The following is a 12,191-nucleotide window of genomic DNA, read 5'->3' as shown; positions in this document are numbered from 1 at the left end:
GAAGAAACTGTCGTCATGGGCGGCGAGGGATGCCGCCCATGACGCGGGCCGTTCTCGCACACAGGGGGTAGGTGCGGCGGCCAAGCTGGTTGTCAGTCGAAGAGATCGCGCAGGAAGCCCTTGCGACGACCATGGTGGCCGCCCCGAGATCCGTGGCTGTCGCCACGATCGCTTCCATGCTTTGAGCCGAACACACCAAGCGTGCCTTCACGCCGTTCGGTCGGCTGAGTTTCGCTGATGCTGCGTTCGATGATCTTGTCGAGTTCACCGCGGTCGAGCCAGACGCCACGACATTGAGGGCAATAGTCGATCTCGATGCCCTGCCGCTCGCTCATGAGCAGGTCGACCTTGCAGACCGGACAGGGAAGTCCTTGCGGAGAAGTACGAGTTGTCATTTCAGGCCTCCTTGATTTCTGGGCGGCCCTTGGCCTCCCGAATTTCGCTACGAGCATCCTTCAGGATCTCGACCCCGCCCTTGATGGCGATCAGCGCAGTGGCGACGCCGACGAGAAGATCCGGCCAGTTTGTGCCGAGCCACCAAACCAGCACGCCGGCGATCAAAATGCCGCCATTCGAAATGAAGTCGTTGAAGCTAAAGGTTGTAGCTGCGCGCATGTTGACGTCGGGCTGCTCAAGCCGTTGCAGCAGCCTTAGGCAGATGAAGTTTACGATGGCTGCCACAGCCGACATCGCCATCATGGCCGTGCCAATGGGCTCGCTGCCGTAGACATATCGACGACCGACGTCGATGAGGATGCCGACTGCGAAGACCAGCAGCATGGAGCCTGAGAACATTGCCGCTCGGCTCTTCCACGTGACGCCTCGGCTCAGGGCTACAAGGCTCAGCGCATAAACGAGCGCATCCGACAGATTGTCGACGCCATTGGCGATGAGAGCGCTGGAATCTCCAGTAAAGCCAACGATGAAGAAGGCTGCAGATATGAGGACGTTGAGGATCAGCACGATCCAGAGCGTGTTACGCTCCAAGCGCTGATTGACGCCGCTCGTTGCTTCATCCATCGCTCTTCCCCCTGCCCTTGATCACGCTGAGCGAGCGCCGCTTGTGGCGATTGGCTGGAGAGACTGCGCGGATCGTGCGCTTCACCGCCGCCATGAAACTCGCATCCTGCGTTCTCATTTGACGGCGAAGGCCTGTGGCTAGCGGGCGTGCCAACAATCCAAGGATGCCCTTGCATTCGAAGCTGTGCCGGACATGCAGACCGGTTTCATCCTCATAAATTTCATACCCCTCTTCGATGCTGAAAAGCGGCAATGTGGCTGCTCTCCAGCGGATGATATCGGGCTTATCATTGGCTACAATTCTGGCTTCCAGCGATGCCTGCTTGCCCATCAGCGTCCAGGTCATGTCGATCTTGTTCCCAAGTTCGACGACCCCCGCGCCAAAGCGATAGTGGGGATGCCATGCTTCATAGCGATTGAGGTCGGCCAACAGCGTCCACGCCCGCAAACGCGAGATCTGAGGACTGAATATGGTTTCCTCTCTCATCGGTCTGATCCTTTCCTTCGATCAGGAAGAGGCGGGAGGGCAGTTGCTGCCCTCCCGTCACATCAGTGCTGCGGTTGAACAGACGGGGAGACCTCGATCTCTGGATCATCCTCCTCGACCATCGTCGTGCGGCCGTATCGCGCATAGAGCGTCGGCAGGACGAACAGGGTCAGGAGCGTCGCGGAGATCAGGCCGCCGATTACGACCGTCGCCAGCGGCTTCTGGACTTCGGCGCCAGCACCACTGCCCAGGGCCATCGGCACGAAGCCAAGGCTCGCAACCAGCGCCGTCATGACCACCGGCCTCAGACGCTGAAGCGCGCCCACCCGAGCGGCTTCGGCGCGCTCCATGCCGGTTCGCATGAGATCCTGAATGGAGGACACCATGACGAGGCCGTTCAAGACCGCGATGCCGGACAGCGCAATGAACCCGACCGCTGCGGAGATGGAGAAGTCCATGCCCCGCAAGAAGAGGGCCAGCACGCCACCCACCAGAGCGAGCGGAACGCCGGTGAACACGATCGCTGCATCACGGACCGACCCCAACGCTCCATAGAGGAGCAGCAGGATCAGGACAAAGCAGGCCGGGATCACCAGTTGCAGGCGTTCCTGAGCCGATGCCAGATTCTCGAACTGGCCACCCCATTCGAGATAGCTGCCTGGAGGAAGACGCACTTCCTTACCAATGGCAGCCTGCGCATCTGCGACCACGCCGCCAACGTCACGGCCACGCACGTTCGCCTGGACAACGACACGACGCTTGCCGTTTTCACGGCTGATCTGGTTTGGACCGTCGACGACGCGGATATCCGCAACGCTGGCCAGCGGAACAAACTGGCCGCTCGGGGTCGGCACCTGGACCTGACTGAGCAGCGAGATGTCACCACGCTGATCTTCGGAAAGACGGATCACCACCGGGAAACGGCGGTCGCCTTCGAAGATCATGCCCGACTGCTGGCCGCCCAGCGTTGCGTTCACGATGTCCTGCACGTCCTGAGCGGTAACGCCGAGGCGGGCCATGGCGTCGCGATTCACCCGAATGTCGAGCATCGGAAGGCCCGTGGTCTGCTCGACTTTCACGTCGGCAGCCCCCTGCGTGCGGCGCAGGACGCTGGCGATCTTCTCCGCCGTCGCGTTCATCGAGTTGAAGTCGTCCCCGAAGACCTTGACCGCAATATCACCGCGCACGCCGGCGATGAGCTCGTTGAAGCGCATCTGGATCGGCTGGGTGATCTCGTAGGCGTTGCCCGGGAATTTGGCGAGTTCCCCCTCGATCCGAGAGATGAGTTCCTCCTTCTTCAGGCTGGGGTCCGGCCATTCCTTCCGGTCCTTGAGGATGACGAACATATCAGTGGCGTTGGGCGGCATCGGGTCGGATGCCAGTTCGGCCGTACCGGTCTTGGAGAAGACGAACTTCACCTCCGGCTGCTTCGACATCATCTGCTCGATCGGCACCTGCATCGCCTGGCTCTGCTGCACCGACGTCGCCGGAATACGCAGGGCTTGGATCAACAGGTCGCCCTCATCGAGCTGCGGCAGGAAAACCTGTCCCAGCGACATGAAGGCCAGGATCGCGAGAACGAAACCACCGACACCAGCGCCGACAGTGACTACAGGCCGCTTCATCGCCCGGTCGAGACCGGGTTCGTAGCGGGCCTTGAGCCAGCTCATGATCCGTCCTTCCTTCTCTTCGATCCGCTTGGATAGCCACAGGGCGATCGCGGCGGGAACAAAGGTCAGGGAGAGGATGAAGGCGCAGACCAGCGCGATGATGACGGTAAGCGCCATCGGCACGAAGGTCTTGCCCTCGACACCGGTCAGGGTGAGGAGCGGCACATAAACGAGGATGATGATCGCCTGGCCATAGACCGACGGCTTGATCATCTCCCGGGCAGCAGAAGCGACCGTATCCAGCCGTTCCTTCACGGTGAGCAGACGCCCTTCGTGATGCTGATGCTCAGCCATGCGTCGCAGGGCATTTTCGACGATGATGACGGCGCCATCGACAATGAGGCCAAAGTCGAGCGCGCCAAGGCTCATGAGGTTCGCTGACACCCCGGCACGCAACATGCCAAAGCCGGTCAGCATCATGGTCACCGGGATGATGACGGCGGCGATCAGCGCGGCACGGAAGTTGCCGAGCAGCAGAAACAGCACCACGATGACAAGGACCGCGCCTTCGCCCAGATTCTTGGCGACCGTCTTGATGGTCGAGTTCACCAGCGCCGTACGGTTCAGCACAGGCTGGACGATTACGTCTGGCGGCAGTGAGGCGTTGATCTCCTCCAGCCGGTTGGCGACTGCGGTCGCGACGGTGCGGCTATTCTCGCCGATCCGCATGATGGCGGTGCCGACGACGACCTCAGTTCCGTTTTCGGACGCCGACCCCATGCGAATCGCCTGACCGGTACGAACAGATGCAACCTGACCAAGGGTGATGGGTACACCTTCCCGGGTGGCCACCACGATCTTGGAAAGTTCGTCGGCGTTACGGACAAGAGCGTCCGCACGGACTGCCAGACCTTCGCCATTGCGATTGACGAAGCCGCCACCGACGCTGGTGTTGTTGCGTTCAAGCGCCGTGCTGAGCTGCGTCAGCGTGATCCCCATCGAAGCCAGGCGCTGGACGTCGGGCACGACGAGGAACTGCTTGGCATAGCCGCCAATCGAATCGACGCCGGCCAAGCCCTGCGTGTTCTTCAGCAGCGGCGAAACGATCCAGTCCTGCGCGGTACGCAGGTAGGTCGCCTTGTCGGTGTCGTTCGTCAGCCGTTCGCCTTCCGGCGTGATGTAGCTGCCATCGGGCTGCATGCCGGGTTCACCCGGCTGGTGCTTGTCGTCCTTGCGATGCTCCAGACGGACGGTCCACATATAGACCTCGCCCAGACCGGTGGCGATCGGGCCCATTTCGGGCGTTACGCCATCGGGCAAGTTCTCGGACACGCCTGTCAGGCGCTCGCCGACCTGCTGGCGGGCGAAAAAGATATCCGTCTGATCGGAGAAGACCGCCGTCACCTGCGCGAAACCATTGCGGCTAAGCGAACGGCTATATTCGAGGCCCGGAATGCCGGCGAGCGCAGTCTCGATCGGGAACGCCACCTGCTTTTCGACCAGTTCGGGCGAAAGCGCGGGCGCACGGACGTTGATCTGCACCTGATTGTTGGTGATGTCCGGCACTGCGTCGATAGGCAGGCGAGACAGGGCGGCGGCGCCGATCACGGCGGCAATGGCGGTCAGCAGCAGGACGAGCCAGCGCTTGTGAACCGCCCATGTTACGATTGGGGCGATCATCGGCTCAGTCCTCCGCGGCTTCGCTCTTGCCGAGTTCGGCCTTGAGCGTGAAGCTATTGACGGTGGCGATCTCCTCGGTGCCCTTCAGGCCCGACTTGATGATCACGCTGTCGCCGGCACTGTCGCCCAATTGGACGGCGGTTGCCTGGAACCCGGTCTTGGTCCGCACAAAGACGACCGACCTGCCCTCCTCTGTCTGCACCGCAGTCAGCGGCACACGGATCGCGCCATCGCCGCCGCTGCCGGTGAGCGCGACCGATGCCGTAACCGGCTCGCCGACGCGCCAGAGGCCATCACGATTGTCGAGAGTCGCGATGACGGGAACCAGTCGCGTATTGGCATCGAGCGCCGGCGACACGAACGTCACCTTCGCGGTCGCCTGTCGACCAGCTGCCTTGATATTCACCGTTGCGCCCGGACGCACCCGGCCCGCATCCTGCGGCTGCAGGTTGAGCGAAAGCGACACGCTCGAAAGGTTGGCGACGCGGAACAATTCAGCATCCGCCGCGACCGTCTGCCCCAGCACCACGCTGCGGCCGATAACCTGACCCGACATAGGCGCCACGATGCCGATGCGATTGAGGCCGCCGCCACCCGTGCCCGCAGCAGAAACCTGCTGCTGCGCCAGACGAAGGGCGATGCGGGCTTCGGTCGCTGCGGTGCGTGCAGCGATGAGATCCTGCTCAGGCGAGACGCGCTGCGAAAACAGACGCTGTTCGCGGGCGAGATTGCTGTTCGCCAGAGACAGCCGTGCGCGAGCAGCTTCGGTCTCGGCGTTGAGCGAGGCGGCCTCGCGGCTCTCGATCACGGCAAGCGTCTGGCCGCGACCGATCGACTGCCCAAGGTTACGGGTCAGCGAAACCACGCGGCCACCGATCGCGGCCGATACCACCTGCGTGCCCTGAGGGTCGCCATCGATGGTAGCGGGGAGCTCGATCGTGCCCGAGCCGCCCATCATCGGGCGCGCCGTCTGAATGCCAGCCGATGCGATCTGATCGGCCGAGAGCGTGATCTTGCCCTCTTCGGCTTTCTCCCCTGCCTTTGCTTCAGCAGCGGGTGCCGCGTCGTTGGACGGATTCTCCTCGGCACCGCTTCCGCAAGCGGCGAGCGCCAGCATCAGGGACAGGGGCAAGGCGGCGTAGATGATCTTCTTAGATGTCATGGATCAGTTCCCCTGTTCCGGCGCGGGCGCTGTCAGGCGCTCCAGCTGCGCGCGGGCATTCTGGTAAGAGGCGAGCGCGTCGATGGCCGCGAGGCGCGTCTGGGCGAGCGTACGTTCGGCATCGAGCAGATCGAGCTGGCCGAACTTGCCTTCGCGATAGCCGATGCGCGCAATACGAGCCGCTTCCTGAGCTGCCTCAAGGGCAGGACCAGTAGCCGTCTGTGCAGTGACTGCGGCATTCGATGCCGATGTCTGCGCGTCGGTGATGGCCTGCTCGACGTCGAGTGCCGTCATACGCTTCTGGGCTTCCACCTGATTGCGCTGCGCGCGAGCCTGCGCGACAGCCGCCTTGCCCGAATTGAAGATCGGGATAGGCATCGTGACCGTGAAGATCAGGGCCGTATCGTTGGTGGCTGACAGCCTGCGTAAACCGGGGCCAGCTTCGAGATTGGGGACTCGTTGAGAATTGGCGAGTCGGACATTGGCATCAGCTACGGCAAGGTCCGCGTCTGCGGCAGCCAGGGCCAGCGTACCTACCGCGCTCGGTGGGACTTCGGGACCGTAGCCACGTGGCAAGCGCTCCAACCAAGCCGTATCGAGCGGTCCGCCCATCGGTTGCCCAATCCGACGCTCGAGATTAGCGCGGCTGGCCTGTGCCAGCCGGATAGTCCGAACCAGTTCGGCATCGGCGTTGATCTTCGCAACGTTAGCGCGCTGCTCCTCGATCGGAGAGGCCCGTCCGGCCTTTACCCGTACACTCGCAGCGTTCGCGGCGTCGCCGGCTATCCGCGCCTGATCGCGTGCCGTTTGGACACGCCGTTCGGCAGCAGCCGCTTCGATATACAGCTGCGTGATCTGCAGCCTGATGTCTGCCTGCGTGATCGCCGAGACTAGCAGCGCCTTGTCGGTCTGGGCATTAGCGACCGCGATGCGTGCGGACCGCTTGCCACCCAGTTCGATGGGAACAGCCATGCTGACCGTCGACTCGGCGCTACCAACGCCGCGATACGGTCCGCTTCCTGCGATATTCTCCACCTGCGTCTGCACGGTGGGATTGGGACGAAGACCAGCGACGGTACGTGCGGCGCGGGCCGCTTCGACATTGGCTTGCGCGGCTTCGGCCGCCGGGGCGCTGCCACCAGCGGCGGCGACTGCCTGATCAAGCGTATAGGGTGACGCCCCCGCTACCGCAGCGGGCATCTCCTGTGCCTGCGCCACAGCGACGCAGGACACGGCAGCCAATAAGGCTGCAATGGATCGGAACATGAATAGGAATCCTGAACACGAGTCATGGACGACCGGCGGCCTGAATTCAGGCGCAACGGTCCATTATGGCTCTGTCAGGCTATGGGTGGGCGCAGGTCGGGGCCGATGGCCCAGCGCTTGGACGGAATCGGCGCAGGGATGAACACAGGCGCGTCCACCGCCAACGGAAGCATATCTTCGCTTGCAGAGACCGGAACGAAAGCCGGAGCACCCTGGCAACCGCCATGATGATGCGGGATCGCCTTGTCGGCATCACCCTGCGTCTGGTCCGCGTCCCCTTCGCTATGCACGTAACCCGTGCACTCGATTGTGGGGGCACGGGCGTTAGGAACTTCCTGGGCATGCACCAGCGTCGTCGTCAGCATGGACAACGAAAGCAGGCAGAGCAGGAAACGTCCTAAGCGGCGCATGACAGGCTACATAGTAGGCTTTTCGCAGAATGTCATCTGCAAAAGTAAAATCGCGGCATATTGGACTGTTTCCGAATGTTACATCAGATCATTGTGCCATGATAGCGCACTGATACACCATATCATCACGGATTAACTTTACCTAAACTATGATGCGATCAAATATACATTATGGCACAGACAAGAATAATTCGAATAAATCTGCATACCGACCCAGACACAAGGCGCAATTTGCAAAATAGCCACCCCCCGTCTTATGGGCATTACAGATCCTTTGGAATCAGGCTGCACTTTAGACAGAAGCTTTCTGATGCCGCTTATCCGCGGACCATCCGGGGAACCAAAGCTTCCTCTCAATCCGTGAGTGCCGCCCGATAATTGCTCATGCATTCTTCTACGATGCGATCTTGATTTCCGACGAAGATCACGGCTGGAAATCCATGCAGTATCCCTTCAGAGGCATTGCCAACCGTTGGCCGGCAAAAGCCTCCAGACTGCGACTGCCGTTATAATCACGCCGAGCGACAGAACGCCGCCAACGACAAGAAGAGCAGCGCGGTGCCACTTGATGCGGGCGTGGAGGTCATCGAACACATCAGAGAATTGATCGGCGATCATGGCAAAGTCGTCGCTGAGGCGGGTGCTTTGCCGCTTCACCTCTGTCGCGATAACATTGAGCGTCTTCCACTGGTTCAGCCCGGCAATCCCCAACATCACCGCGAAGACGATTGCTCCTATAAGCACGCCAAGGTTCGTCCAGAACTCGAGGCCGCACGATGCCGGCACCTTCTTGAGTTGGGAAACCACGACGATCGTTGCGACAGGAATGCCAAGGAGCTGGCCTTGGATATCTACGATGGTCTTGTGGATCTTGCCCACGAAATCCAGTCGCGCCGTTTCAACCTCATTGCGGATCTTCGAGTACGAGAAGCTCGAGGTGAAGAGTCGGTATCCCTTCTCCACCTCATTCGCGAGGCGATCTAGATTCCGGATTAGGAAACCGAACCGATCCTTGTCGCGTAGCGAACGCACCATTTCGATGAGGGTGGTCTGAAGAATCGTCCGCTTCTCATCCAAATGCAATTCGTCCGCGAACAGCTTCGTCAGCCGCGCAGCCTGACCCACCACGTCGCCGCGAAGGTCCATTGAACCAAACTGGATCGGCACGACGACCTTCTCTTTGCCGATGAAAATCAGCTGACGCATCGTTTCATCAACCAGCGACGCGCTATCGCGAAGTATCTTGAGCACGTCCAAGACTGCACGATACGCAAGCAGTTTTGGCGGGACAGGGTTATCACCCGACGCGTAATGCTCTTTCTTGATGTAATACCGCTGAGGCTCCGCGAGCACGGCGCCAGGCGCCTTGAACAGATCATCCAAAGTGGAAACCAACAGGCCCATCTTCGCCACATTGGGCCGACCAATCGTTACCGGCACTTCTGCCCCGACGGCCAGATCATAGCCGTCCTCGACCGAAATCTGGGCATCGTTGTAATGCGTATCGATCTCCATGATGGCGGTTAAAACTGCCACCATATGGTCGCTCTTGATCGTCAGAACGTCGCCGTTCTCATCATCGAACCGCGTAGCGCGGTATATCTCGACAAGATCGGCAAACGTAACATCAATCACTGATCATCCCTTCGGCGCGCATCTGATTGATCAGCTCGTCTGGCACATCCATCAACGTAAGGGATTTCTTGTCCTTGTCGAACACGACTTTGCTCTGGTCGATTGCTTCACGCGTGAATTCGACCGACCACATCTTCGTTTTGGCGGTCACTTTCACGAGGGCTTTCAATGCGCTGGCGTTCGGAACATAGCCTTCATTCAGCTGGCGATCGGTATTGGCCAGAAATTTCGATAGCCTGCCGGGTTCCTTCGGCATCAGGCGATTTGCCATAGCTTCGAAATCCACCGGCTCCTTTGCCTTATTCGCCTTGCCAAGATAATCTAAGGCATCGGACAGGAACGCCGTCGCCTCGGTGTCGACCATCTTTTCAGTAAGCGTAAATTCCTTCAGTGCATCCACGAGGCTCTGAGTGTCCTTACGCTCCAGAACCGCCGAATCGCAGCCAAGGAAATCACGAAAATAATCGGATATCGAACCCTTGCCTTTCAAGAAGCTCAGGTAGCGGTCCTGCTTGTCCGCCCAAGCGGTAAGATTAATGCGGCCGGCGAAGCGGAAACCATCGAGATCGAGGTGCTCGACGTCCTCCATTCCATGATTTTTGGTCAGGGCCGCGCTCAGCTTGTCGGTGACCACCGTGACGAGCATGAAATCTGAACCATCCCGTCGGAAGTGAGCAAAAAACACATGCCCGCCGACTGAAGCAGATTTCTTTCCCGCTTCCCGCGCCAGATTGTCCATCATCTTGCCGGTAAGACCGAGGAAGTCCTTCTCCTTGGCCTCAACATAGGCACGGATTTGCCCCTCGGTGGGAGAACCGTCTGCCGTTGTGAACCGACCGTGAGACTTGGAAGTCCGGCTGTTGTAAAGTTCATAGACCGTGGAGATGACACGAAGCGTCGTGTCGGTCACGTCAAGCAACTTCTTGGAGAGCGCGACAGAATAGCCAGCATCGCTACGATTCAGGTCATGAATCGCAAGCGCAATTATCTCGGTCACCAATAATCCCCCCAACGTCCAAAACCGTGACGGACATGACCAATCCCTGGGACGTCCGACTGTGACGCAAAACTTTGAAGCACGAGCGAGCGATAAGCAAGGTGTCGCAGATTTAGCGCAAATATCATGCTCAGGGCTTCGGCTAGGAATCTTCTCGACGCGATGAAAGGTTCATCTGAATCGCCGATAAATAGGGATCGGAGCAGAAGTTGACATTACTCCCCCTCCAGAGGAGCAGAAGTTGAAAATCAGCCGTGATCCTCTGATGACAAAAGCACCGGAAACTCTAGGGGGTCAGGAGCAGACTTCCTGACAACCGACATCAGGCGCGACGTGCCACTTTGGCGAGGCGCAGCGGCGGAGTCGCGACGCTCAGGTCCACGCCCGATTCAACCGACATGCGATCGCGCCCCTTGCGCTTGGCATCATAGAGCGCGCGGTCCGCCCGATCGAAAAGATGCGGCAACTCCTCCGTGCCCGTGATGCTGGTCGCCGCGCCGATGCTGGTCGAGACCGGCAACGTCAACCCGCCGCTCTGCGCAAAACGATGGCAGATGCGGCGACCGAGCGCCGGCAGATTTTCGGGCGAAAGACCAAAGAGCAGAACAGCAAACTCGTCGCCGCCCAGCCGCGCCACCAGTGCATCGGCGGGTACGCAATCCGTCAATATCCCGGCCAGCGCCGACAGCAGGCGGTCCCCGGTGGCGTGGCCGAAGCCGTCATTGACCGCCTTGAAATGATCGACGTCGCACAGCAGCAGCGCCACCGGCTGGCCGGCCCGCCGCGCCAGCGCCATCCCGGCGGCCGCCTTCGCCTCGAACGCGCGGCGATTATAGGCCCCGGTCAGCGAATCCCGCTCCGCCAGCGCCGTGATCTGCCGTTCGCGCCGGTGACGCACCGCCGCCAGCATCAGCAGCGCCAGCGATACCTCGACCAATATGCCCTCATAGAGCGAGGCCTTGATCAGCAGCCCCTTGAAGCCCACCAGGCTAACGAACAGGCCCGGCATGAAGATCAGCCCCGACTTGGCGAGGTAGAAGATGCCATGGCCAAGGAAAATATGCCCCAGCCGCACCGCATCGCGCACTTCGCTGGTGCGGCGGAGCGAGAGCAGGAGGGACGCGGCCTTGAGCGACAGGATCGCGACCAGCGCCGAATTGACGAGGCCGAACAGGGCGGTGCGGTCATTTGCCGGATCGGTGCCCAGCAGCGCCACCCAGACCAGCAGCACGCCGAGCCAGATGCCAGGGAGGCGTCGCCCGGCAAAGGCCGCCGCCCCCTTGGCGAACAACAGATGCGCCACCACCAGCAGGCCATTGGCCAACCAGACATAGAGAAGGAAGCTGTCCACCGTGCGCAGCACCGACATGCCGCTGCCCACCACGATGGTCGCGAATCCCGCACTCCACCAGGCGAGCGAGCGCACCTTTGCCAGACGCCATTCGGCAGCCAGCACCAGCGCCGCAACAAGGGCGATGGCCTGGGTCATGAGCAGCATGGTGACGGCGTCGATCGGCATGGACAGGTTCATCGGGGAAAGGAGCGTGCTATCTAGCCCAATATGCTGAACAAAAGGTTCCCACCCGGATCAGCTCGTCGCACGCATCAGCAGGTCGTCGGTGACCGTCATGGTAAAGATCGGATCGGCATCCGCCGGCACTTCGGCGATCGCGTCGACAAAGGCGGCGCGGGTTGCCGGGTCGTCATAGACCATCTTCGCGTCGAAGGCCGCGCGCCAGGTCGCCTCGTCCGGCCATTCGGCATAGCCCACGAACCGCCCGTCCGCATCGCGGTGCAGGCGCGATCCATAGCTGCCATATTTTTCACGGATGAGGTCGGTGCCGCGGCGCCAGGCTGCGCGGAACTGCTCCTCCTTGCCGGGGTGGACGCGCCACCAATAGACCGCGACGAACATGGCCACCTC

Annotated in this window: 11 protein-coding genes; all 11 read right to left on the bottom strand. The window is 60.9% G+C overall.

Annotated features, from left to right (window positions below; all coding sequences use genetic code 11):
* Positions 1-92: 92 nt before the first annotated feature.
* Positions 93-395 (bottom strand): zf-TFIIB domain-containing protein, encoded by a 303-nt coding sequence (locus A0U87_RS24470; RefSeq protein WP_076605610.1) that lies wholly within the window; start codon positions 393-395, stop codon positions 93-95.
* Between the two features lies 1 nt (position 396).
* Positions 397-1,020, bottom strand: a complete 624-nt coding sequence (locus A0U87_RS24465) for a cation transporter (protein ID WP_010338228.1) — start codon at positions 1,018-1,020, stop codon at positions 397-399.
* A complete protein-coding gene (locus A0U87_RS24460; protein ID WP_004210793.1) occupies positions 1,013-1,507 on the bottom strand; it encodes an SRPBCC family protein in 495 nt (164 codons plus the stop codon). The genes A0U87_RS24465 and A0U87_RS24460 overlap by 8 nt, the downstream gene beginning before the upstream one ends.
* 62 nt (positions 1,508-1,569) lie before the next feature.
* A complete protein-coding gene (locus A0U87_RS24455; RefSeq protein WP_010338226.1) occupies positions 1,570-4,797 on the bottom strand; it encodes a CusA/CzcA family heavy metal efflux RND transporter in 3,228 nt (1,075 codons plus the stop codon).
* A 4-nt stretch (positions 4,798-4,801) separates the two neighbouring features.
* A complete protein-coding gene (locus tag A0U87_RS24450; protein WP_010338225.1) occupies positions 4,802-5,959 on the bottom strand; it encodes an efflux RND transporter periplasmic adaptor subunit in 1,158 nt (385 codons plus the stop codon).
* Between the two features lie 3 nt (positions 5,960-5,962).
* On the bottom strand, positions 5,963-7,225 hold the full coding sequence (locus A0U87_RS24445) for a TolC family protein (protein ID WP_010338224.1): 1,263 nt from the start codon (positions 7,223-7,225) through the stop codon (positions 5,963-5,965).
* A 74-nt stretch (positions 7,226-7,299) separates the two neighbouring features.
* Complete coding sequence (locus A0U87_RS24440; protein WP_010338223.1) at positions 7,300-7,635, bottom strand: hypothetical protein; 336 nt, start codon at positions 7,633-7,635, stop codon at positions 7,300-7,302.
* A 453-nt stretch (positions 7,636-8,088) separates the two neighbouring features.
* Positions 8,089-9,270 (bottom strand): hypothetical protein, encoded by a 1,182-nt coding sequence (locus A0U87_RS24435; RefSeq protein WP_004210787.1) that lies wholly within the window; start codon positions 9,268-9,270, stop codon positions 8,089-8,091.
* Complete coding sequence (locus tag A0U87_RS24430) at positions 9,263-10,267, bottom strand: nucleoid-associated protein (protein WP_004210786.1); 1,005 nt, start codon at positions 10,265-10,267, stop codon at positions 9,263-9,265. The genes A0U87_RS24435 and A0U87_RS24430 overlap by 8 nt, the downstream gene beginning before the upstream one ends.
* Before the next feature lie 322 nt (positions 10,268-10,589).
* Positions 10,590-11,786 carry a GGDEF domain-containing protein gene (locus A0U87_RS24425; RefSeq protein WP_234415641.1) on the bottom strand — a complete coding sequence of 399 codons (1,197 nt, stop codon included), beginning with the start codon at positions 11,784-11,786 and terminating at the stop codon, positions 10,590-10,592.
* 69 nt (positions 11,787-11,855) lie between these two features.
* Complete coding sequence (locus A0U87_RS24420) at positions 11,856-12,182, bottom strand: antibiotic biosynthesis monooxygenase (RefSeq protein ID WP_010338587.1); 327 nt, start codon at positions 12,180-12,182, stop codon at positions 11,856-11,858.
* Positions 12,183-12,191 lie beyond the last annotated feature (9 nt).

The organism is Sphingobium sp. MP9-4 (assembly GCF_005281675.1).
GTDB lineage: Bacteria > Pseudomonadota > Alphaproteobacteria > Sphingomonadales > Sphingomonadaceae > Sphingobium > Sphingobium yanoikuyae.
Note: the sequence above shows the minus strand (reverse complement) of the source record. Positions and strands in the feature narration are given on the sequence as shown.

What these genes read in the sequence shown, in the direction of transcription:
- A0U87_RS24470 (WP_076605610.1), bottom strand. Translation starts at nt 395, where the DNA reads ATGACAACTCGTACTTCTCCGCAAGGACTTCCCTGTCCGGTCTGCAAG.
- A0U87_RS24465 (WP_010338228.1), bottom strand. Translation starts at nt 1,020, where the DNA reads ATGGATGAAGCAACGAGCGGCGTCAATCAGCGCTTGGAGCGTAACACG.
- A0U87_RS24460 (WP_004210793.1), bottom strand. Translation starts at nt 1,507, where the DNA reads ATGAGAGAGGAAACCATATTCAGTCCTCAGATCTCGCGTTTGCGGGCG.
- A0U87_RS24455 (WP_010338226.1), bottom strand. Translation starts at nt 4,797, where the DNA reads ATGATCGCCCCAATCGTAACATGGGCGGTTCACAAGCGCTGGCTCGTC.
- A0U87_RS24450 (WP_010338225.1), bottom strand. Translation starts at nt 5,959, where the DNA reads ATGACATCTAAGAAGATCATCTACGCCGCCTTGCCCCTGTCCCTGATG.
- A0U87_RS24445 (WP_010338224.1), bottom strand. Translation starts at nt 7,225, where the DNA reads ATGTTCCGATCCATTGCAGCCTTATTGGCTGCCGTGTCCTGCGTCGCT.
- A0U87_RS24440 (WP_010338223.1), bottom strand. Translation starts at nt 7,635, where the DNA reads ATGCGCCGCTTAGGACGTTTCCTGCTCTGCCTGCTTTCGTTGTCCATG.
- A0U87_RS24425 (WP_234415641.1), bottom strand. Translation starts at nt 11,786, where the DNA reads ATGCCGATCGACGCCGTCACCATGCTGCTCATGACCCAGGCCATCGCC.
- A0U87_RS24420 (WP_010338587.1), bottom strand. Translation starts at nt 12,182, where the DNA reads ATGTTCGTCGCGGTCTATTGGTGGCGCGTCCACCCCGGCAAGGAGGAG.